Origin of the sequence: Pseudomonas sp. H1h, assembly GCF_000633255.1 — a bacterium.
Classification (GTDB): domain Bacteria; phylum Pseudomonadota; class Gammaproteobacteria; order Pseudomonadales; family Pseudomonadaceae; genus Aquipseudomonas.
Genome location: NZ_AYMJ01000017.1, coordinates 37,419 through 58,178 on the forward strand (window position 1 = coordinate 37,419; position 20,760 = coordinate 58,178).

Annotated in this window: 18 protein-coding genes; 9 read left to right on the forward strand and 9 right to left on the reverse strand. The window is 60.4% G+C overall.

Annotated features, from left to right (window positions below):
• Positions 1 to 8: 8 nt before the first annotated feature.
• Positions 9 to 3,458, reverse strand: a complete 3,450-nt coding sequence (gene mfd, locus U862_RS0114585; protein ID WP_025111063.1) for a transcription-repair coupling factor — start codon at positions 3,456 to 3,458, stop codon at positions 9 to 11.
• 354 nt (positions 3,459 to 3,812) lie between these two features.
• Here mfd and U862_RS0114590 point away from each other — a divergent pair, with 354 nt between their 5' ends.
• Positions 3,813 to 5,276 (forward strand): glyceraldehyde-3-phosphate dehydrogenase, encoded by a 1,464-nt coding sequence (locus tag U862_RS0114590; protein WP_025111064.1) that lies wholly within the window; start codon positions 3,813 to 3,815, stop codon positions 5,274 to 5,276.
• A 166-nt stretch (positions 5,277 to 5,442) separates the two neighbouring features.
• Here the strand turns inward: U862_RS0114590 and U862_RS0114595 are convergent, their stop codons facing one another.
• Positions 5,443 to 6,744 (reverse strand): MFS transporter, encoded by a 1,302-nt coding sequence (locus tag U862_RS0114595; protein WP_025111065.1) that lies wholly within the window; start codon positions 6,742 to 6,744, stop codon positions 5,443 to 5,445.
• Positions 6,745 to 7,086: 342 nt separating this feature from the next.
• Here U862_RS0114595 and U862_RS0114600 point away from each other — a divergent pair, with 342 nt between their 5' ends.
• Positions 7,087 to 8,127, forward strand: coding sequence for an FAD:protein FMN transferase (locus U862_RS0114600; RefSeq protein ID WP_049828011.1), 1,041 nt, complete (start codon positions 7,087 to 7,089; stop codon positions 8,125 to 8,127).
• A 197-nt stretch (positions 8,128 to 8,324) separates the two neighbouring features.
• Positions 8,325 to 9,719, forward strand: coding sequence for a Si-specific NAD(P)(+) transhydrogenase (gene sthA / locus U862_RS0114605; RefSeq protein ID WP_007984277.1), 1,395 nt, complete (start codon positions 8,325 to 8,327; stop codon positions 9,717 to 9,719).
• 42 nt (positions 9,720 to 9,761) lie between these two features.
• On the opposite strand, the gene U862_RS0114610 is transcribed toward sthA, so the two are convergent.
• Both U862_RS0114610 and U862_RS0114615 read right to left on the reverse strand, forming a co-directional pair.
• A complete protein-coding gene (locus U862_RS0114610; protein WP_025111067.1) occupies positions 9,762 to 10,484 on the reverse strand; it encodes a glycerophosphodiester phosphodiesterase family protein in 723 nt (240 codons plus the stop codon).
• Between the two features lie 14 nt (positions 10,485 to 10,498).
• A complete protein-coding gene (locus U862_RS0114615; RefSeq protein WP_025111068.1) occupies positions 10,499 to 11,080 on the reverse strand; it encodes a PilZ domain-containing protein in 582 nt (193 codons plus the stop codon).
• 94 nt (positions 11,081 to 11,174) lie between these two features.
• On the opposite strand from U862_RS0114615, the gene U862_RS0114620 reads away from it, so the two are divergent.
• The 3 genes from U862_RS0114620 to U862_RS0114630 all read left to right on the forward strand — a co-directional run bounded on the left by U862_RS0114620 (position 11,175) and on the right by U862_RS0114630 (position 14,424).
• Positions 11,175 to 12,425, forward strand: a complete 1,251-nt coding sequence (locus tag U862_RS0114620) for a lipoprotein-releasing ABC transporter permease subunit (RefSeq protein ID WP_025111069.1) — start codon at positions 11,175 to 11,177, stop codon at positions 12,423 to 12,425.
• Between the two features lie 7 nt (positions 12,426 to 12,432).
• Entirely contained in the window at positions 12,433 to 13,116 is a 684-nt protein-coding gene (gene lolD / locus U862_RS0114625; protein ID WP_177327342.1) for a lipoprotein-releasing ABC transporter ATP-binding protein LolD, read from the forward strand.
• 63 nt (positions 13,117 to 13,179) lie between these two features.
• Positions 13,180 to 14,424 (forward strand): lipoprotein-releasing ABC transporter permease subunit, encoded by a 1,245-nt coding sequence (locus tag U862_RS0114630; protein WP_025111071.1) that lies wholly within the window; start codon positions 13,180 to 13,182, stop codon positions 14,422 to 14,424.
• Positions 14,425 to 14,532: 108 nt separating this feature from the next.
• Here U862_RS0114630 and U862_RS0114635 read toward each other — a convergent pair whose 3' ends face one another.
• Together U862_RS0114635 and U862_RS0114640 are read right to left on the reverse strand one after the other, a co-directional pair.
• Positions 14,533 to 15,882: a heavy metal sensor histidine kinase gene (locus U862_RS0114635; protein ID WP_025111072.1), complete on the reverse strand. Its 1,350-nt coding sequence runs from the start codon at positions 15,880 to 15,882 to the stop codon at positions 14,533 to 14,535.
• The gene (locus U862_RS0114640) at positions 15,882 to 16,562 is read right to left on the reverse strand and encodes a heavy metal response regulator transcription factor (protein WP_025111073.1); all 681 of its coding nucleotides are present in this window, start codon (positions 16,560 to 16,562) and stop codon (positions 15,882 to 15,884) included. The genes U862_RS0114635 and U862_RS0114640 overlap by 1 nt, the downstream gene beginning before the upstream one ends.
• A gap of 173 nt (positions 16,563 to 16,735) precedes the next feature.
• On the opposite strand from U862_RS0114640, the gene U862_RS0114645 reads away from it, so the two are divergent.
• Together U862_RS0114645 and queF are read left to right on the forward strand one after the other, a co-directional pair.
• Complete coding sequence (locus tag U862_RS0114645) at positions 16,736 to 17,269, forward strand: plastocyanin/azurin family copper-binding protein (protein WP_025111074.1); 534 nt, start codon at positions 16,736 to 16,738, stop codon at positions 17,267 to 17,269.
• Between the two features lie 61 nt (positions 17,270 to 17,330).
• Positions 17,331 to 18,161: an NADPH-dependent 7-cyano-7-deazaguanine reductase QueF gene (gene queF, locus U862_RS0114650; protein ID WP_025111075.1), complete on the forward strand. Its 831-nt coding sequence runs from the start codon at positions 17,331 to 17,333 to the stop codon at positions 18,159 to 18,161.
• Between the two features lie 193 nt (positions 18,162 to 18,354).
• Here queF and U862_RS0114655 read toward each other — a convergent pair whose 3' ends face one another.
• Positions 18,355 to 18,618 (reverse strand): DUF4404 family protein, encoded by a 264-nt coding sequence (locus tag U862_RS0114655; protein ID WP_025111076.1) that lies wholly within the window; start codon positions 18,616 to 18,618, stop codon positions 18,355 to 18,357.
• A gap of 109 nt (positions 18,619 to 18,727) precedes the next feature.
• Entirely contained in the window at positions 18,728 to 19,348 is a 621-nt protein-coding gene (locus U862_RS0114660; RefSeq protein WP_025111077.1) for a hypothetical protein, read from the reverse strand.
• A 198-nt stretch (positions 19,349 to 19,546) separates the two neighbouring features.
• On the opposite strand from U862_RS0114660, the gene U862_RS0114665 reads away from it, so the two are divergent.
• Positions 19,547 to 20,236: a VacJ family lipoprotein gene (locus tag U862_RS0114665; protein ID WP_025111078.1), complete on the forward strand. Its 690-nt coding sequence runs from the start codon at positions 19,547 to 19,549 to the stop codon at positions 20,234 to 20,236.
• Between the two features lie 52 nt (positions 20,237 to 20,288).
• Here U862_RS0114665 and U862_RS0114670 read toward each other — a convergent pair whose 3' ends face one another.
• Complete coding sequence (locus U862_RS0114670; RefSeq protein WP_025111079.1) at positions 20,289 to 20,588, reverse strand: PilZ domain-containing protein; 300 nt, start codon at positions 20,586 to 20,588, stop codon at positions 20,289 to 20,291.
• Between the last annotated feature and the right edge of the window lie 172 nt (positions 20,589 to 20,760).

A 20,760-nucleotide genomic window follows, 5' to 3' on the forward strand; every position in this document is an offset into this window, starting at 1 on the left:
GGCGTCCTTCAAACAGTTTTCGGGAGGAGACGCTCGAACAGCGCCTCTACAGTATTAAAGCGCTCTTCCGGGCGCTCCATCGGCACCTGGAACTTGAACATCGTGGCGCCTTCGAATTTGTAGCGTTTTGGCTGAGTCTGGATCAGTTTGATCAAGGTCATCGGGTCGACCGGCGTTTGGGCGGCGAACTCGATGCGTCCGCCTTGCGGGCCGCCATCGACCTTTTTGATACCCAATTGCTCGGCCTGCAACTTGAGCGCAGTGATGCGCACCAGGTTCTTCGTAGGCTCCGGCAGCAGGCCGAAACGGTCGATCATCTCGACTTGCAGATCCTTCAGGCCTTCCTCGTCGGTGGCCGAAGCGATGCGCTTGTACAGAATCAGGCGTGCATGCACATCCGGCAGATAGTCTTCCGGAATCAGCGCCGGCACGCGCAGGTTGACCTCAGGGCCACCGCCGAGCGGTTGATCGAGGTTCGGTTGCTCGCCCTTGCGTATCGATTTCACCGCGCGCTCGAGCATTTCCATATACAGCGTGAAGCCCACGGCCTGAATCTGACCGCTCTGACCGTCGCCGAGCAGTTCGCCAGCGCCTCGGATCTCCAGGTCGTTGGTTGCCAGTACGAAACCGGCACCGAGGTCCTGAGTATTGGCAATCGCTTCAAGACGTTTTTCGGCGTCCGAGGTGATTTGCTGGCGCGGCGGGGTCAGCAGGTAGGCGTAAGCCTGGTGGTGGCTGCGGCCGACGCGACCACGCAACTGGTGCAGTTGCGCCAGCCCGAACTTGTCGGCGCGCTCGATGATGATGGTGTTGGCGCTCGGCACGTCGATGCCGGTCTCGATGATGGTCGAGGCAATCAGCACGTTGAAGCGCTTGTGGTAGAAGTCGCTCATCACCTGTTCGAGTTCGCGCTCGCGCATCTGCCCGTGGCCGATGCCGATCCGTGCTTCCGGCACCAGTTCGGCGAGATCCGCCGCGCACTTCTCAATGGTCTTCACGTCGTTGTGCAAGTAGTAAACCTGACCACCGCGCAGCAGTTCACGCAGCAGGGCCTCTTTGACCGTGCTCTTGTTCTGCTCCATGACAAAGGTGCGTACCGACAGGCGTCGCGCCGGTGGCGTGGCGATGATCGACAGGTCGCGCATGCCCGACACTGCCATGTTCAGCGTGCGCGGAATCGGCGTGGCGGTCAGCGTAAGAATGTCGACTTCGCTGCGCAGGGCCTTGAGTTGTTCTTTCTGACGGACACCGAAGCGGTGTTCTTCGTCGATGATCACAAGGCCAAGGTTTTTGATCTTCACGTCGTCGGACAGCAGCTTGTGCGTGCCGATGACGATGTCGATCTTGCCTTCCGCCAAGTCGGCGATTGCCGCGTTGACTTCCTTGGCCGATTTGAAGCGGCTCATCACTTCCACGGTCACCGGCCAGTCGGCGAAGCGGTCGCGGAAGCTGTTGTAGTGTTGTTGGGCGAGCAGGGTGGTCGGCACCAGAATTGCCACCTGACGACCGCCGTGCACGGCGATGAACGCTGCGCGCATCGCCACTTCGGTCTTGCCGAAACCGACGTCGCCGCAGACCAGACGGTCCATCGGTTTTGGCGCGAGCATGTCTTCGCGCACCGCTTCGATGGTCGACTGCTGGTCCGGGGTTTCTTCGAACGGGAAGCCGGCGCTGAACGTGGCGTAATCGGCCTTCGGGTCGGCGAACGCGTAGCCTTCGCGGGCGGCGCGACGGGCATAGATGTCGAGCAGTTCGGCGGCGACGTCGCGAACCTGCTCGGCCGCTTTGCGCTTGGCTTTCTGCCAGGTCTCGGAGCCGAGGCGGTGCAGCGGCGCCAACGCGTCATCGCTGCCGGTGTAGCGAGCGATCAAATGCAGGTTGGCCACCGGCACGTACAGCTTGGCGTTCTCGGCGTATTCCAGGGTGAGGAACTCGGCGGCCTGGCTGTCGATCTCCAGAATCGTCAGGCCCAGATAACGTCCGACACCGTGATCGATATGCACCACTGGCGCGCCTTCGCGCAGCTCGGTGAGGTTTTTGATCACTGCGTCGTTGTTGCCGTCTGCACGCTTCTCGCGACGCCGACGCTGCATCACGCGCTGCCCGAACAGCGGGCTCTCGGCCACCAGCGCCAACGCCGGGTCGTCGAGCATCAGGCCTTCGTCGAGCGGCGCAATGGTGATCGCCAGGCGATCTTTGCTGCTGACGAAGTCCGGCCAGCTCTCGACGGTTTTCGGTCGTAGCTTCAGGCGTTCCAGCAGCTCCAGCAAGACTTCGCGACGGCCCGCCGATTCGGCAGTGAACAGCACGCGCCCGGGGAATTCGTCGAGGAATGCCGAAAGCGCCGCCAGCGGCTGCGTGGCCTTGGCTTCGATTGCCAGATTTGGCAGAGCCTGCGCCGGGAAGCGCTCACGGCCGGCGCCGGGTTCCACATCCTGTTGGCTGGCGACCACGCGTGGCCAGCTCTTGAGGCGGGCAAAGCAATCTTCCACCGGCAGGAACAATTCTGCGGGTGGCAATAAAGGACGCGAAGGATCGACGCGGCGTTCTTCATAACGATTGCGCACGTCGTTCCAGAAATTTTCCGCCGCTTGTTCGATGCCCGGCAGCGAGAAGACCTGGGTGTCCTGCGGCAGGTAGTCGAAGAGGGTCGAGGTTTCGTCGAAGAACAGCGGCAGGTAGTACTCGATGCCGGCCGGGGTAATGCCGCTGCTCAGGTCCTGGAAGATCGGGCAGCGACGGAAGTCGACGTCGAAGCGCTCGCGAAAGCGCGCCTTGAAGCGGGTGACCGCATCCTTCTGCAGCGGGAATTCGCGGGCCGGCAGCAGCTTGACCGAATCGACCTTGTCGATGGAACGCTGGTTTTCCGGATCGAAGGTGCGCAGGGTTTCGATTTCGTCGTCGAACAGGTCGATGCGATACGGCAGCTTGCTGCCCATCGGGAACAGGTCGATCAGTGCGCCGCGAACGGTGAACTCGCCGTGCTCATAGACCGTGTCGACGTAGCGATAACCGCTGGCTTCAAGCCGCGAGCGCATCTGTTCGACGTCGAGCTTCTGCCCGACATCCAGCACCAGACTGCTGCCGAGCAGGAATTTGGTCGGTGCCAGGCGGTGCAGCGCGGTGGTGATCGGCACCACCAGTACGCCGTGTGCCAGCTCCGGCAATCTATACAGGCTGGCAATGCGCTGGGAAATGATGTCCTGGTGCGGCGAGAACAGGTCGTAGGGCAGGGTTTCCCAGTCGGGAAAATGCAGAACGGGCAAATCCGGGGCGAAGAAGCTCAGCTCCTGTTCCAGCCGTTCGGCACTCTGGCTGTCGGCGGTCAGTAGCAAGGTGAAGCGCTTGGCAGCGCTGGCAGCCTCGGCAATCGCGAGGCTGAGGGCAGCACCGGGCAGGTTGCCCCAATGCTGTTTACCTGCCGCGGCAGGGAGAAGCGGTAGACGCAGAACGGGCACGGAAGGTTGAGCTCCAGGCTTTGCGACAAAGTCGGTAATTGTAGCGGCGTCCGGTGCCGCCTGTCAGTTGCAGACTGCGTCTATCTTCGCTGTTTGCGCGAAATGTAGTGGTAACCATAAAAACGAGCACTTTTTTTGCGGTTATGTAGTGCCGAAATCGACTGGTGTTACGGAGGGTTACAGACATCGTCTAACAGTCGTCGAAAAATTGACTGTGCTGAAAGCCCCGGTTTTACTGGGCTGGAGCGGGGCGTAATTTTTTTGAACGGAATTTTGTTACCGATTGCGCGACAAGCGCGCATTGCTACGCGAGGTTCTCGGCGGCATAATGTAGCCCCTTTTTTCTGCCCCTACATGTGGAAGGTTACCGTGACTCAGAAGCCCGACCAGTGTCTTGGTGAATGGATCGACCGTGAAGCTCTCGCAGAAGCGATGATTCCGCTTATCGGTCAGCTCTACCGCAATAACAACGTGGTGAGCTCGATCTATGGCCGCAGCCTGATCAACCAGTCTGTCATCGCGATTCTCAAAGCTCACCGCTTTGCTCGCCACCGTTCTTCCGACGACAGCGAACTCTCCGTCCACGAAACATTCCCACTGCTCAAGGCCATGAGCGAGCTCAAGCTCGGCGCGGCTTCGGTAGACCTGGGCAAGTTGGCGTTCAAATTCCGCAGCGAAGGCAATGGCCGCAGTGCCGAGCAGTTCGTTCGCGAAGAACTGGCTGACGTGGTTGGCCAGCAAAACGCTTCGGCCCGTAAAGGCACTGACGTTGTCCTGTACGGCTTCGGTCGTATCGGCCGTCTGCTGGCGCGCATCCTGATCGAGAAAACCGGTGGTGGCGACGGTCTGCGTCTGCGTGCCATCGTCGTGCGCAAAGGCGCCGACAACGACCTGACCAAGCGCGCCAGCCTGCTGCGTCGCGATTCGGTACACGGTCCGTTCAACGGCACCATCGTTATCGACGAAGAAAACAACACCATCACCGCCAACGGTAACCTGATCCAGGTGATCTACGCGAAGAACCCGACCGAGGTGGATTACACCCAGTACGGCATCAAAGACGCGCTGCTGGTGGACAACACCGGTGTATGGCGTGACGCCGATGGTCTGGGCCAGCACCTGCAATGCCCGGGTGTCTCCCGCGTTGTTCTGACCGCGCCTGGCAAAGGCAAACTGAAGAACATCGTTCACGGTATCAACCACAACGAAATCACCGCTGACGACAAGATCGTGTCCGCCGCTTCCTGCACCACCAACGCCATCGTGCCGGTGCTCAAGGCTGTGAATGACAAGTTCGGGATCATCAACGGTCACGTCGAAACCGTTCACTCGTACACCAACGACCAGAACCTGATCGACAACTTCCACAAGGGTGATCGTCGTGGCCGTAGCGCCGCGCTGAACATGGTAATCACCGAGACCGGTGCTGCCACCGCTGCTGCCAAGGCCCTGCCTGAACTGGCTGGCAAGCTGACCGGTAACGCGATCCGTGTTCCGACGCCAAACGTGTCGATGGCCATTCTCAACCTGAACCTTGAGAAAGCCGCCACCCGTGAAGAGATGAACGAGTACCTGCGCTACATGGCGCTGCACTCCGATCTGCACAAGCAAATCGACTTCGTCAACTCGCAGGAAGTGGTTTCCACTGACTTCGTGGGTTCGCGTCACGCCGGTGTGGTCGATGCTGAAGCGACCATCGTTCAGGACAACCGCGTTGTTCTGTACGTCTGGTACGACAACGAGTTCGGCTACAGCTGCCAGGTCGTTCGCGTGATGGAAGACATGGCCGGTGTAAACCCGCCAGCGTTCCCGCGCTAAGCACTCGCTGCAAATGAAAACGCCCCGACTTAGGTCGGGGCGTTTTTGTTTGTGTGGCTGGTAAATCTTTATTGCCTGTACCGGCCTCTTCGGGAGCAAGCCCCCTCCCACAGGTTTCTTGTGCGATACAAAACCCTGTGGGAGGGGGCTTGCTCCCGAAGGCGTCCTAGCGGGCGCCGCCGACTATCGAAGCTTGCGCGGTGCGCAGTTCATGCTTGTTGCCCCGGAACAACACCAGCGTTGCAATCAACCCCAGCACCGCCGCACCGCTGAGCCAGATCCCCGGCGCAGCCTTGTTGTCCAGCACATGAATCAGGTAAGTACACGCCGCCGGCGTGAAGCCACCGAAGGTCGCAGTCGCCAGGCTATAGGCCAGCGAGAACCCGGTGGTTCGTACGTCCACCGGCATGATTTCGGTCAGTGCCACCACCATCGCGCCGTTGTACGAGCCGTACAGGAACGACAGCCAGAGTTCGACGATCAGCAGATGGCTGAAGCTCGGATTCGCCACCAGCCACGACAGGGCAGGGTAAGCGGTCAGGATCGCCAGAATGGTCGCTGCCAGCAGCAGGGGTTTGCGACCGATCTTGTCCGACAGCGAGCCCATCACCGGCAGCCAGAAGAAGTTCGACAGACCGATGCACACCGTCACCAGCAACGCGTCGAAATCCGACAAATGCAGTTCAGCCTTGCCGAAGGTCGGGGTGTAGGCGGTGATCAGGTAGAACGACACCGTGGTCATCACCACCAGCGCCATGCCGGCGATGACGATGCCAAAGTTCTGACCGATCGAGCGAACGATTTCCCGCAGGGTAGGGCGATGTTTGCGCGCCTGGAATTCCGGAGTTTCCTCCAGCGAACGACGAATGACGAAGATCACCGGCACGATCATGCAGCCGATCAGGAACGGCACGCGCCAGCCCCAGTCACCCATCTGCTCCGGGCTCAGCCAGTGGTTGAGGCCAACACCGAGCAGGCCGGCAAACACCACTGCTGCCTGCTGGCTGGCGGACTGCCAACTGACGAAGAAGCCCTTGCGGCCCGGCGTGGCGATTTCCGCCAGGTACACCGAGACCCCGCCCAGCTCGACGCCGGCCGAGAAGCCTTGCAGCAAGCGGCCGAACAGCACGATCAGTGGGGCAGCAACGCCAAGGGTGGCATAACCGGGGACGCAGGCGATCAACACCGTACCGGCAGCCATCAGCGCCAGCGTGATGATCAAGCCTTTGCGACGACCATGCCGGTCAATGTAGGCGCCGAGGAAAATTGCCCCCAGCGGACGCATCAGGAAGCCGGCACCGAACGTTGCCAGGGAGAGCATCAGGGAGGCGAAGGCGCTGTCGGCCGGGAAGAAGGTTTTGGCGATGGCCGTGGCATAGAAGCCGTAGACCATGAAGTCGAACATCTCGAGAAAATTGCCGCTGACAACGCGAAAAATCGCTTTGCCTTTGCCCGTGGTGGAGGACATTGGTTCGTACTCTCTGTTGGCTGTCTTATTGGATATCCCTGATCTAGACACGTCCTCGCCGTCACGCGGCAAACTCAGGCAGTACCCGTGAACAGTTTTGTAACCATATGTGTATAAAGATCGTTAGGCAACAACTGGTTAGGGCACTGCTTAAACGCTAAAGCCATTAGCCCGCGCGATTTCCTATCCCGATTGCATAAAAGTCTTATTGGCAACGCCTACCAAAAGTGGGACTGGCCTTGCTCGCGAAGAGGGCGAATCAGTCGATAGGGAAGTCGTTAGCAAGACTGCCTTCGCGAGCAAGCCCGCTCCCACATTTGTGCCGCATAATGGCCGCTATGGATGTCGTGTCAGAGGATTGTTGATTTGTTGAGATTGCGGTTGTGGGGCGTTTTGGTTGTTGTCTGCGCACTTTCCGGCTGCGGCAATGGCGATTCGCTGGAAAGCTTCGGTGGCCCGACCATGGGCAGCACTTATTCGATCAAGTATGTGCGCCACGCCGGCCTTCCCGAACCCGCGCAGGTTCAGCGTGAAGTGGAAAAAATCCTCACCGACGTCGACCTCCAGATGTCGACCTATCGCAGTGACTCCGACATCGAGCGCTTCAACGCTTTGCCGGCAAACAGCTGTCAGACGATGCCGGCCTCCGTGCTCGAACTGGTCCGGGTTGGCGAACAACTGTCAGTCCAAAGCGAAGGCTCCTACGACCTGACCGTCGAACCGCTGATGAATCTGTGGGGGTTCGGCCCGCAAGGTCGGGAAGAAAAAGTCCCCAGTGCCGCCGCCGTGGCCGAAGCCCTGCAACGGGTCGGCTATCGCCATTTGCATATCGACGCTGACCGCTTGTGCAAGGATGCGCCGGTCGAAGTCGACTTCAACAGCATCGCTGCCGGTTACGCGGTGGACACCATTGCCGCTCGCCTCGAGTCCATGGGCATCCGCGACTATCTGGCCGAAGCCACTGGCGAGTTGAAGGCCAGGGGCAAAAAGCCTGACGGCTCGGCATGGCGCATCGCGCTGGAGGAGCCGCGCGATGACCAGCAGGTGGCCGAGCGCGTTATCAATGTCGACGGCTACGGCGTTTCCACTTCCGGTGATTACCGCAATTATTTCCTGCAGGGCGGTCGGCGCTATTCCCACACTTTCGATGCGCATAGCGGGGCGCCGGTCCTACACAACCTGGCGTCGGTCACGGTGATTCATCCTTCAGCGCTGATGGCCGATGGACTATCGACGTTGTTGCTGATTCTCGGGCCGGAAAGGGCCTGGGACTATGCCGAAAAACATGACATTGGTGCATTCTTCGTGATTCGTGCCGATACAGGTTTCGTCATCCGCACCAGTCAGGCTTTCGAGCGCCTCAGTGGCGCAAAAGTTGACTGAGAACAGTACGAAAGCTGGCGTTGTAGTGCAGGCAAAAGTAGCCTACGACGCGACCAAGGGTTAATGTGCGCGGCGTTGACGCTTCTATAGACTGTGTCCGGGTTCTTTACTGGCCCCCAATTGTTCCTTCGCGCCGCGATTCGGCGTGATTTAGCCGCCGGTGCTGCTGGCACCGCGGCCTGTTCTGAGGAGTACGCATGGCTGTCTACAACTACGACGTGGTGGTGTTGGGTTCCGGCCCGGCGGGAGAAGGCGCGGCAATGAACGCCGCCAAAGCAGGGCGCAAGGTGGCGATGGTCGACAGCCGTCGCCAGGTCGGCGGTAACTGCACCCACCTGGGAACCATCCCGTCCAAGGCCCTGCGTCACTCGGTCCGGCAGATCATGCAGTTCAACACCAACCCGATGTTCCGGGCGATCGGCGAGCCGCGCTGGTTCTCCTTCCCGGACGTGTTGAAAAGCGCCGAGAAAGTCATTTCCAAACAAGTCGCTTCGCGTACCGGCTACTACGCCCGTAACCGCGTCGACGTGTTCTTCGGCACCGGCAGCTTCGCTGACGAACAAACCATCGAAGTGGTCTGCGCCAACGGCGTGGTCGAGAAACTGGTGGCCAAGCACATCATCATCGCCACCGGTTCGCGTCCGTATCGCCCGGCGGACATCGATTTCCACCACCCGCGTATCTACGATAGCGACACCATCCTCAGCCTCGGCCACACCCCGCGCAAACTGATTGTTTACGGCGCCGGCGTGATCGGCTGTGAATACGCCTCGATCTTCAGCGGTCTGGGTGTACTGGTTGAGCTGGTGGACAACCGCGGTCAGTTGCTGAGCTTCCTCGACTCGGAAATCTCCCAGGCGCTGAGCTACCACTTCAGCAACAACAACATCACCGTGCGCCACAACGAAGACTACGACCGTGTCGAAGGCGTGGACAACGGCGTGATCCTGCACCTCAAGTCCGGCAAGAAGATCAAGGCCGATGCCTTGCTCTGGTGCAACGGCCGTACCGGTAATACCGATCAGCTCGGTCTGGAAAACATCGGCGTCAAGGTCAACAGCCGTGGTCAGATCGAAGTCGACGAGGCCTACCGCACCTGCGTGCCGAACATCTACGGTGCAGGCGACGTGATCGGCTGGCCGAGCCTGGCCAGTGCCGCCCACGACCAGGGTCGTTCGGCAGCCGGCAGCATCGTCGATAACGGTAGCTGGCGCTTTGTGAATGACGTGCCGACCGGCATCTACACCATTCCGGAAATCAGCTCGATCGGCAAGAACGAGCAGGAACTGACCCAGGCCAAAGTGCCGTACGAAGTGGGCAAGGCGTTCTTCAAGAGCATGGCGCGGGCACAGATCGCCGGCGAGCCGCAAGGCATGCTGAAGATCCTGTTCCACCGTGAAACCCTGGAAGTGCTGGGCGTTCACTGCTTTGGTTATCAGGCCTCGGAGATCGTGCACATCGGTCAGGCGATCATGAACCAGCCGGGCGAACTGAACACGTTGAAGTACTTCGTCAACACCACGTTCAACTACCCGACCATGGCCGAAGCCTATCGGGTAGCGGCGTACGACGGCCTCAACCGGCTTTTTTGACGGGCTCCGGCCGGTGGCCTGAGCCGGCCGGGGAGACCGATTTCAGCAATTCTCGAGGGTGGCAGTGGCCAAACCGGGAAAGTCTGTAATCAGGCTGTCAACGCCGAAGTCGGCGAGTCTGCGCATCAGCGCAGGCTCGTTGACGGTCCATACCGACACATGCAGCCCCTGACGCTGCGCCTTCTGCAGGCGTTCCGGCGTACACAGCGTCCAGTTCAAAGCCAGAATCTCACAGCCATAGCTGGCCGCGACCTTCAGCGGGTCGAGCCAGGCGTATTCGGCTACCAATCCCCGTGATACGTCCGGTACCAGATCCAGCGCCGCTTTCAGCACTTCCCGTGAACTCGAGGTGATCGTCACCTTGTCCAGCAGGCCATGACGCTGAGCCATTTCGCGAATCGCCAGCACGGTGGTCGCTGCGCGGGTGCGCGAAGCACTTTTGACTTCCAGTTGCCAGTGCTCGAAATCGCACTTTTCGAACAATTCTTCCAGCGTCGGAATCGGGCATGGCTTGATCCAGCCCGGGCCGCCCTTGCGCGCGTCGTAGGTCACCAGCTCGGCTGCGGTGTGCTCGACGACTTTGCCGCGACGGTCAGTGGTGCGCTTGAGGGTCGGGTCGTGGATCACCATCAACTCGCCGTCCTTGGACAGGTGCAGATCCAGTTCGCAACGGCGCACGCCGTGTTTGAGACATTCCTGAAAACTGCTCAGGGTATTTTCCGGTGCTTCGCCCTTGGCGCCGCGGTGGCCGTAGATGAGGGTCACGGTGCTTCCTTAATTTAAATGCCGGGTTCGTTCTGTTCGCGAGCCAGGCGTCGTTCCTGGGCCTGCTTTTGCAAAATATAACGGGCGAGCAACTGGCGCTGGGCGTCGGTCAAGTGTTCGAACTCGGTGCCAACGTCGTAGCCGTCGCCCTTGCCGTCGCAATGGGTGACACGGGCGCGCAGCAGCAGGCCGAGCGCCTGGGGCATCAGCACCAGTTTGACCGACAGGTGCGCGCCGGTGGCGAGCGCTGTGGGGTGCTGAAAGTCGATCCCGCCTTCGGAAATGATCACCGGTTGCGGCTCGCCGATGTGGCCGAGCACGGTCAGGGCGACCACCTGGCTGAGCAGGTCGATGCGTTTGTTCTGGGATTTGAGGAACGCGGCAATGGCCCGATCGCGCTCGCTGATCTGGCGCAACAGGTGCTGCGACTCGAATTCGCTCAGGTGCAGTTCGCTGAGCAGGTTGAACAGCGGGGAAGCATCCTGCAACACTTCCTGGCCTGCGGCTTCGGGAGCGGACAGGGGCCGAATTTCCAGTGCGATCGTGTCCTCGATACGGTAGTATTCGCGGCGATCTTCTTCATCTAATGTCGACATGGCGAACCCATGGTAGCGGCGGTGGTCTGAGTGTAAAGCTGGTTATCGACCCCCGCCACAAGGACGTTCCTTTTCCCTCCGAACAAGCCCCGACATGTTCAGACCTCTCTTCGTATTTATCGGCACGCGTTATACCCGTGCAAAGCGTCGCAATCATTTTGTGTCATTCATTTCCCTGACTTCGATGATCGGGCTCGCCCTTGGCGTGATCGTGATGATCGTGGTGCTATCGGTGATGAACGGCTTCGATCATGAGATGCGCACCCGCGTGCTGGGCATGGTGCCCCACGCGACCCTTGAATCTGGCGAGCCGATCAACGATTGGCAAAGCCTGGCCGCCAAGGTCAAACGCAACCCGGAGGTGACGGCCGTTGCGCCGTTCACCCAGATGCAGGGTTTGCTGACCAACAACGGCCAGGTGTCCAAGGTGTTGCTCAACGCCATCGACCCTGCGCTTGAGCGCAACGTGTCGATCATCGACAACTTCATGAAGCAGGGCAAACTCGACGACCTGACGCCGGGCAGCTTCGGCATCGTCATCGGCGACAAGGCCGCGACCAAGCTGGGCGTGGGCCTCGGTGACAAGGTCACCTTCGTCGCGCCGGAGGTCAGCGTGACCCCGGCCGGGATGTTCCCGCGCATGAAGCGCTTTACCGTGGTCGGCATTTTCCATGTCGGCGCCGGTGAGCTGGACGGCTACCTGGGCGTCACCAACCTGCAGGATCTGGCGAAGATGCACCGCTGGAAGCCTGATCAGGTGCAGGGCATCCGGATGAAGTTCGATGATTTGTTCCAGGCGCCACGCGTGGCCTGGACCATCGCCCAGCAGCTGGGCGAAGACCATTACTACGCCCGCGACTGGACCCGCACCCACGGCAACCTGTATCAGGCGATCCGCATGGAAAAAGCCATGATCGGACTGCTGTTGCTGCTGATCGTCGCGGTGGCCGCGTTCAACATCATTTCCACGCTGGTGATGGTGGTGAATGACAAGAAGGGCGACATCGCCATTCTGCGTACCCTTGGCGCCACGCCGGGGACGATCATGCGCACGTTCATGGTGCAGGGCACGGTGATTGGCGTGGTCGGTACGGCCATCGGCGCCGTGGTCGGGATTTTTGCCGCGTTGAACGTCAGCGCCGCGATTTCGGCGCTGGAAGGGCTGATCGGCCACAAGTTCCTCAACGCCGACGTGTACTTCATCGATTACCTGCCGTCGCAGGTGCAGAGCCAGGACGTGGTCATGGTCTGCGCCGCCGCGTTGGTCCTGAGTTTCCTCGCCACCCTGTATCCCGCCTGGCGTGCCGCGCGCACCCAGCCGGCGGAGGCGCTACGTTATGAGTGAGTCGGGCATGAGTGATAAAGCAATCTTGAGCTGCCGCAACCTGGGCAAATCCTACGAGGAAGGCCCGGAGTCGGTGCAAGTGTTGGCCGGTCTGCAACTGGAGTTGCATCCGGGCGAGCGTGTCGCGATCGTCGGCAAATCCGGTTCGGGCAAAAGTACTTTGCTCAACCTGCTGGGCGGTCTCGACACGCCGACCGAGGGCAGCGTCTGGCTCGACGGCGAAGAACTGTCGGCGCTGAGCGAGAAGAAGCGTGGCCTGCTGCGTAACCGTGCCCTCGGGTTCGTGTACCAGTTCCACCACTTGCTGCCGGAGTTCACCGCGCTGGAAAACGTCTGCATGCCGCTGTTGATCGGCAAGACCGCGATCCCTGAAGCGCGTCAGCGTGCCATGGCGTTGCTCGAGCGAGTAGGGCTGGGCCATCGCCTGGAACACAAACCGGCGGAACTGTCCGGTGGCGAGCGCCAACGTGTGGCCATTGCCCGGGCACTGGTGAACAATCCAGGCCTGGTGATGCTCGACGAGCCGACCGGCAACCTAGACTCGCACACCGCCGAAGGCATTCAGGATCTGATGCTGGAACTCAGCACCTCGATGCGCACCGCGTTCCTGGTGGTGACTCACGACATGAACCTGGCCCGCCAGATGGACCGCGTCCTGCAATTGCAGGAAGGCTGCCTGACGCCCATCTGACCGACCGAAACCCGCTGCCTGTGAAGGCATCGGGTCTTTTATTTTTATACGGTGCCCCAGCGAATGTTCAGACCGTTATCGATCTTTATCGGCACGCGCTATACCCGCGCCAAGCGCCGCAATCGCTTTGTTTCGTTCATCTCGATGACCTCGATGATCGGTCTCGCCCTCGGCGTGCTGGCGATGATCGTGGTGCTGTCGGTGATGAACGGCTTCCAGCGCGAAATGAGCTCGCGCATCCTTGGCATGGTGCCGCACGCGACCATCGTCGGCGTAAAGCCGATTGATGACTGGCAGCCGGTAGCCGCCGCCGCGCTGAAGAATCCTGAAGTGACCGCCGCCGTGCCGTTCACCGAAATGGAAGGCATGCTGTCTTACAAGGGCTTGATGCAGCCGATCCAGATCAGTGGCGTCGACCCGGCCCAGGAAGGCAAGGTATCGATCGTCGCCCAGCACATCGTGCAGGGCCGTCTCGATGACTTGAAGCCGGGCGAATTCGGCGTGGTGATCGGTGAAATCACCGCGCGCCGCTTCCGCCTCAATGTCGGCGACAAGATCACCCTGATCGTACCGGAAGTCAGCACCGCGCCGGGTGGCATCACCCCGCGCATGCAGCGCCTCAACGTGGTTGGTGTGTTCAAGGTCGGTGCCGAACTGGACGGCTCCATGGGTCTGATCCACGTGGCCGACGCGGCAACCATGCAGCACTGGGAGCCGAATCAGGTGCAGAGCGTGCGTCTGGCGGTCAAGGATTTGTACGCCGCGCCGAAGGTTTCTTCCGACATCGCCGCAGGCCTGGGTGCCGAGTTCAAGGCTGACGACTGGACCCACACCCAGGGCAGCCTGTTCAGTGCGATGAAAATGGAAAAAACCATGATCGGCTTGCTGTTGCTGATGATCGTCGCGGTGGCGGCGTTCAACATCATCGCCACGCTGATCATGGTGGTGAACGACAAGGGCGCGGACATCGCGATTCTGCGCACCATCGGTGCCACGCCACGGCAGATCATGGCGATCTTCATGGTGCAGGGCACGGTGATCGGCATTGTCGGTACCATCATCGGCGGCGTGCTCGGCGTGATCGCCGCGCTGAACGTCAGTGAGATGGTCGGCTGGGTCGAGCGCGTCACCGGGCAGCACATCTTCAGTTCCGACGTGTATTTCGTCAGTAACCTGCCTTCGGAGTTGCAGGGTGGGGATGTGCTGTTGATCTGCTCGGCGGGCTTTATTCTGAGCTTCCTGGCAACGGTGTACCCGGCGTTGCGGGCGGCGAAGATCGAGCCGGCTCACGCGCTGAGATATTCGTAAGCGGATACACCGTTTTCGCGAGCAAGCCCGCTCCCACAATGGATCTGTAATTCAGCTCAATCCACTGTGGGAGCGGGCTTGCTCGCGAAGAGGCCGGAACTGCTGGCCTCAATCCCCCTTGGGCAACTCGATCACAAACCGCGTCCATCCCGCCTCTGATTCGCAACGAATCCGCCCACCATGGGCCCGGACGATCGATTGCGTAATCGCCAAGCCCAACCCCGCATGCTCGCTGCTGCCTTCCTGCCGCGCAGGATCCGCCCGATAAAACCGGTCAAACAACCGCGGCAACAGTTCGGCTGAAATCCCTTTGCCACTGTTCTCGACCAACACCTGCACGGCATCCGGTTGATCGACGATGGACAGCCGCACGCTGCCCGCCGCCGGGGTAAAGCGCAGCGCGTTATCCAGCAGATTCGACAAGGCCCGACGCAGCATGCTGCGATCACCCTCTATACGTGCGTGACCTTCGCGACTGAGCGTCACGCCGGCGTCCTCGGCCAATGGCGCGAAAAACTCCAGCAGCACATCGCTCTCATCCGCCAGTTCCAGCGCTTCACGTTTGGGCATCAGCAAGCCGTGGTCTGCCTTGGCCAGGTACAGCATGTCGTTGACCAGTTGCGCCATCCACTGCAACTCTTCGAGGTTGCTGTGCAGCGCTTCGCGGTAATCTTCGAGCGGGCGCGGGCGGGTGAGGGTGACCTGGGTATGAGTCAGCAGGTTCGACAGCGGCGTGCGCAGTTCATGGGCGATGTCGGCCGAGAATGCCGACAGTCGCTGAAACGAGTCGTCGAGGCGTCCGAGCATGGCGTTGAAGCTGTGGGCCATTTCCGCAAGCTCTGGCGGCATTCGCGCTTCCGGCAGTCGGGCATTCAGCGATTGTGCGGAAATCCCACGGGCGACGGCGCTCATGCGTCTTAGTGGACGCAAACCGCTACGCGCTGCCCAGGCGCCGAGCAGCGCGGTGGCCAGCGCCGACAGTCCGACGGTCAGCCAGATCAGATGCTGCATGCGCTGCAGGAAATGCTGGTGGTGGGTGATGTCCAGCAATAGCGTCAATTGTGGCGAGTCGGTCTTGTCCGGGTAGAGCGGGGCGTTGAGCACCCGATAATCGGTGCCTTCCTGACTCACGGTCGCCAGGCCGGACTGTTTCGGCAGCGCCGTGGGGATCTGCGTCGAACTGTCGTACCAGCGCTGGCCGTCACTGCCAGTAATGCGCAGTGCCAGATCGGCCTGGCGGCTCAATTCATCCGCCAGCCGTGCCTCGCGTTGACCGGGTTGCACATCCTGCAAGGCCCGGCGCAGGCCGATCAGCTTGCCGTCCAGCAGTTGCTGGTCGAGCTCAACGAAGTGCGCTTCGCTGGCGCGGCTGAACAGCACCCCCGCAAACAACGAGACCACGGCGGTGCAGGCGGCGAACAGCAAGGCCAGACGCGAACTCAAGGACAGGCGACGCATCAGGCAGGACGCTCTTCAAGCACGTAGCCCATGCCGCGTACGGTGTGGATCAGTTTGTCGGGGAAATCATCGTCGATCTTCAGGCGTAAACGGCGGATCGCCACTTCGATCACGTTGGTGTCACTGTCGAAGTTCATGTCCCAGACTTGCGAGGCAATCAGTGATTTTGGCAGCACTTCACCCTGACGGCGCAGGAGCATTTCCAGCAAGGCGAACTCCTTGGCGGTCAGGTCGATGCGCTGGCCACTGCGTTCGACGCGACGGCGAATCAGGTCCAGGCGCAGATCGGCCAGTTGCAGGCTGGTTTCCTGTGGCGTGACGCTGCCCCGACGCAACAGGCTGCGCACCCGGGCCAGCAGTTCGGAGAAGGCGAACGGTTTGACCAGGTAGTCGTCGGCGCCGAGTTCGAGGCCATGGACCCGGTCTTCCACGGCATCCCTGGCGGTCAGAAACAGCACCGGCGTGTCGAGACCGGCGTTGCGCACCGCTTGCAGGATTTGCCAGCCACTGCGTCCGGGCAGCATCACGTCGAGGATCAGCAGCGCATAATCACCGCTCAGGGCCAGTTGCTGGCCACTGTTGCCGTCGGCCACCAGTTCTGTGTTGAACCCGGCCTCGGTCAGGCCCTGGCGCAGGTAGTGGCCGGTTTTCGGTTGGTCTTCGATGATCAGCAGTTTCATGGGCGGCTCGGGTTTTCGCGGTGATACGGTGTTTTGCAAACGAAAGCTTTATACCGTGAGAGAGGGCGACGGGCGCCAACCTGACAAAGTTGTAATCTGCCTGTCAGGTAGCTGCCAGCGCAGGCGGGCTAGAGTTTCCCACAGGCTGAACCTTATCTTGTTGGAGTATGACTATGTTTTTGCGCAACCCTCTGGCCGTCGCCGCCTGTTTGCTGGCGCTGAGTTCACCTGTCTGGGCGGCGCCCGCGCACACTTATGACTTCGGTCAACCGGCACCGGCGGCCAGGGCCACCCGTAGCATTGAGGTGGTGCTGAACGACATGTCGTTCGACCCGAAGGCGATTCAAGTCAAGGCCGGTGAGACCGTTCGCTTTGTGTTGGTGAATAAAGGCCAGTTGTTGCATGAATTCAACCTCGGTGATGCGGCGATGCATGCTCAACACCAGCAGGAAATGCTGCAGATGCAGCAAAGCGGCATGCTCACGCCTACCGCGATGAAAGAAATGTCCCACGACATGACGGGCATGGATCACTCGGCCATGGGGCATGGCATGAAGCACGACGACCCGAACAGCGTGCTGGTCGAGCCGGGCAAGACCGCCGAACTGACCTGGACCTTCAGCAAGGCCACCAGCCTTGAGTTTGCCTGCAATATTCCCGGGCATTATCAGGCAGGCATGGTCGGCAAACTGACTGTCAGTCAGTAAGCACTCAAAGGCGTGAGCAAAGGCTGGTAGAATCCGCTGATTCTTCAGTCAGGTTTCCGCCATGCATCCCGCAGCCGAACATTCGCCGCTGGGCAAATCCAGCGAATACATCGCCACGTACACGCCGTCCCTGTTGTTCCCGATCCCGCGCACCGCGAAGTGGGCCGAACTGGGCCTGAGCGCCGAAACCCTGCCGTACCAAGGCGTGGATTTCTGGAACTGCTTCGAACTGTCGTGGCTGCTGCCGTCGGGTAAACCGGTGGTAGCGATTGGTGAATTCAGTATTCCGGCCGATTCGCCAAACATCATCGAATCGAAGTCGTTCAAGCTGTACCTGAACTCGCTGAACCAGACGCCGTTTGCCGACATCGCCAGCCTGGAAGCGACGCTGGTCAAGGACCTGTCTGCCGCGGCCGGCAAGCCGGTGGGCGTGCGGGTGCGCAGCCTGAAGGATGTCGAAGCCGAAGGCGTCGTGGCATTGCCGGGCGTGTGTATCGATGATCTGGACATCAGCGTCAGCAACTATGAGCATCCGCGTCCGGAACTGCTGCGTTGCGATGATTCGAAGATTGTCGAAGAGAGCGTGCACAGCCATTTGCTCAAATCCAACTGCCCGGTGACCAGTCAGCCGGACTGGGGCAGCGTGGTGGTGGAATATCGCGGCGCGGCGCTGGATCACGCCAGCCTGCTGGAGTACATCGTCAGCTTCCGCCAGCATTCGGATTTCCATGAACAATGTGTGGAGCGGATTTTCCTCGATCTGCAGCGCTTGCTGAAGCCGCAGAAGCTCACGGTATTTGCACGGTATGTGCGTCGTGGCGGCCTGGACATCAACCCGTATCGCAGCACTGAATCCGTGCAGCTGCCGAACCACCGTCTGGTGCGTCAATAAAATACCCGAGTGTGGACGCTCCAATGTGGGAGCGAGCCTGCTCGCGAATGCGGTCTGTCATTCAACGATGATGTCGACTGACACGACGTCTTCGCGAGCAGGCTCGCTCCCACAGGGGGCGGTGTTGCAAATCGTAGAAATGAAAAAGCCCTGCCAGTGATGGCAGGGCTTTTTGCATTTCAGCGCAGGGCGATCAGATCCCCATGCTGCCCAGCGCATTGACGATGTTGCGCAGGGTGCCGGCGATGGCCGGGTGTTCGAGTTCGAAGCGGTCGACCGCCAAGTTTACGCCGTCGGCGATGCTGGCGTCCTGCGTGGCGCTCTCCAGTTTGATTTCCGATTCGATCTGCGCCATCAGCGCATGCAGATCTTCACGCTCGGTTTCGGACAGCGGCGGATTCTGCTCCAATTGCTCGCGCAGGGTGTCGAGTTGTTTTTGCAGTTCTTGGGCGGGCATGGTGTGGTTCCTTTTATCAAGAGGCACTGGCATTGACCGCAGCCGCGCGCCAAAGGTCTATGGCTGACCTTTAGATTAATCCACTCTGCACCAACCTGCATGATCCCGATCAGGGCTTTTCGCCTTTGAGGCGGCGCAGGCTGATGTCGGCCAGACAGGTATCGAGTTCGCCCAGATGATCGATCACCGAATGCACGCCCAGACCAAACAACTGCAGGGTCGCCTTGGCGCGGCGCTGTTCGCGTTCCTTCTGGCTCAGGGCTTGCCACTCGCTCGGCGACAGGCCGCACAGCGAGCCGCAGGACGCCAGGCCAATGGTCCACAACCCGGCGTTGAGGCCCGATTGCAGCAATCGCGGCTCGCCGCTGACCAGCACGCAGCCATCCAGACGACCCACGTTCAGCCCCATCAATGCTTGCCAACAGGCGTTCGGCGCCGGCCATGGATTGATTGTTGCTGAATATTGCGTCGGTTTGATCCACGCCGGCAGCAGGGCCGACAGCGGTTGCGCGAGGGCAGGGGGCAACTCGTCGATCCACGCACAGGGAATCTGCTGGCGCTGCAAACTGAGCAGGCTGTCGAGGGCGCCGGGTGTGGCGTCGGCGTGCTCGGGCAGCGCGCTGGCGTGTTGATGGGCACGGGCACCGAAATCCACCAGACATCCGCTGAGTCCGAACAGCACGGCGGTCAGGCCGGGTGCGGCGACAGGCAAGGCTTCAGCGTGTGTCATGAAAACGTCCCTGAAATAGTCATGAGGCTAGGGGGCGTCGGTGACAGTTGGATGACAAGCGTATGAAAGGGGCTTCAGGAAACGTCCTGCATTACTGCTCACGGGTGGACTGCCTAAAATAGCTTTTGCGCTTATACTAGCGGTCTTGATGCTTGGGCCGACGGTGCCCGCGCCAGTAAAAATCCAAGGAGCTTTTCTATGCGCTGGAGCAACCCTCTCGCTCAGCTATGTGTATGTGCCAGCGTCTTGCTGGTTCCGTTTGCCGCCAACGCCGCAACGGAAGAAGACCCTTGGGAAAGCGTCAACCGCCCGATCTTCCAGTTCAACGACTTCGTCGACACCTACGCACTCAAGCCGATTGCGCAGGGCTACGAATACGTGACGCCGCAGTTCCTCGAAGACGGCATTCACAACATGTTCCGCAACGTCGGTGATGTCACCAACCTGGCGAACAACATTCTGCAGGCCAAACCTGCAGCGGCCGGCGTCGATACCGCACGAATCATTTTCAACACCACCTTCGGCCTGCTGGGCTTCTTCGACGTCGGCACCAAAATGGGCCTGCATCGCAGCGACGAAGATTTCGGCCAGACCCTCGGCTACTGGGGCGTCAGCAGCGGTCCGTACGTGATGCTGCCGTTGCTCGGTCCAAGCACCCTGCGTGATGCGCCTTCGAAGTATGTCGACAGCTACACTGCCCCGTACCGCTACATCAACGACATCCCGGTGCGTAACTCGACGTTCGGCCTGAACATCGTCGACACCCGCGCCAGCCTGCTGTCGAGCGAGAAGCTGATCAGCGGCGACAAGTACACCTTCATCCGCAATGCGTACCTGCAGAACCGCGAATTCAAGGTCAAGGATGGTCAGGTCGAAGACGATTTTTAATCTCGACCGATAAAGAGAAGGCGGCCCTTGGGGCCGCCTTTTTTGTGTGCGCTTATTTCATCTTCAGAATGGTCAGGCCAAGCTTCTGGCTGTCGCCTTCCTGGGCCTTGACCCAGACCACCTCGGTCTCCGCTTCCAGCCCGCTGAGTGCTGCGTGATCGGAATCGATGCGCACGCTCAAGCGGTCGCCAACCGCGAACTGGCGCGGCGCTTCAACCTGCATGCCACTGCTGGAGAGGTCGATGCACACGCCCGACACCTCGTCCCCTTCATGAATCAACACGACATCGGCATCGACCCGCATGCGGATGAAATCGCGCTTTTCGCTGTAGTCTCGACCGGTTTGACTCACGGCTTTGTCCTTCCATTGGGTTACGGTTTGAGCTGTTCTTATAACTCTCGGTGATTTGACAAGTAAAGTCGTCAAGCGACCATCGGCGCATGCTTGAAACGCCCCGCGGATGGGAGTACCGTCTGCGCCTTAGAAGGGCACCTCTGGTGCAATCGCGTTCCGGGCCAATGCT

Coding starts and splice junctions, on each gene's coding strand:
- U862_RS0114590 (WP_025111064.1), top strand. CDS start 3,813: ATGTGGAAGGTTACCGTGACTCAGAAGCCCGACCAGTGTCTTGGTGAA.
- U862_RS0114595 (WP_025111065.1), bottom strand. CDS start 6,744: ATGTCCTCCACCACGGGCAAAGGCAAAGCGATTTTTCGCGTTGTCAGC.
- U862_RS0114600 (WP_049828011.1), top strand. CDS start 7,087: ATGTCGTGTCAGAGGATTGTTGATTTGTTGAGATTGCGGTTGTGGGGC.
- sthA (WP_007984277.1), top strand. CDS start 8,325: ATGGCTGTCTACAACTACGACGTGGTGGTGTTGGGTTCCGGCCCGGCG.
- U862_RS0114615 (WP_025111068.1), bottom strand. CDS start 11,080: ATGTCGACATTAGATGAAGAAGATCGCCGCGAATACTACCGTATCGAG.
- U862_RS0114620 (WP_025111069.1), top strand. CDS start 11,175: ATGTTCAGACCTCTCTTCGTATTTATCGGCACGCGTTATACCCGTGCA.
- lolD (WP_177327342.1), top strand. CDS start 12,433: ATGAGTGATAAAGCAATCTTGAGCTGCCGCAACCTGGGCAAATCCTAC.
- U862_RS0114630 (WP_025111071.1), top strand. CDS start 13,180: ATGTTCAGACCGTTATCGATCTTTATCGGCACGCGCTATACCCGCGCC.
- U862_RS0114635 (WP_025111072.1), bottom strand. CDS start 15,882: ATGCGTCGCCTGTCCTTGAGTTCGCGTCTGGCCTTGCTGTTCGCCGCC.
- U862_RS0114640 (WP_025111073.1), bottom strand. CDS start 16,562: ATGAAACTGCTGATCATCGAAGACCAACCGAAAACCGGCCACTACCTG.
- U862_RS0114645 (WP_025111074.1), top strand. CDS start 16,736: ATGTTTTTGCGCAACCCTCTGGCCGTCGCCGCCTGTTTGCTGGCGCTG.
- queF (WP_025111075.1), top strand. CDS start 17,331: ATGCATCCCGCAGCCGAACATTCGCCGCTGGGCAAATCCAGCGAATAC.
- U862_RS0114655 (WP_025111076.1), bottom strand. CDS start 18,618: ATGCCCGCCCAAGAACTGCAAAAACAACTCGACACCCTGCGCGAGCAA.
- U862_RS0114660 (WP_025111077.1), bottom strand. CDS start 19,348: ATGACACACGCTGAAGCCTTGCCTGTCGCCGCACCCGGCCTGACCGCC.
- U862_RS0114665 (WP_025111078.1), top strand. CDS start 19,547: ATGCGCTGGAGCAACCCTCTCGCTCAGCTATGTGTATGTGCCAGCGTC.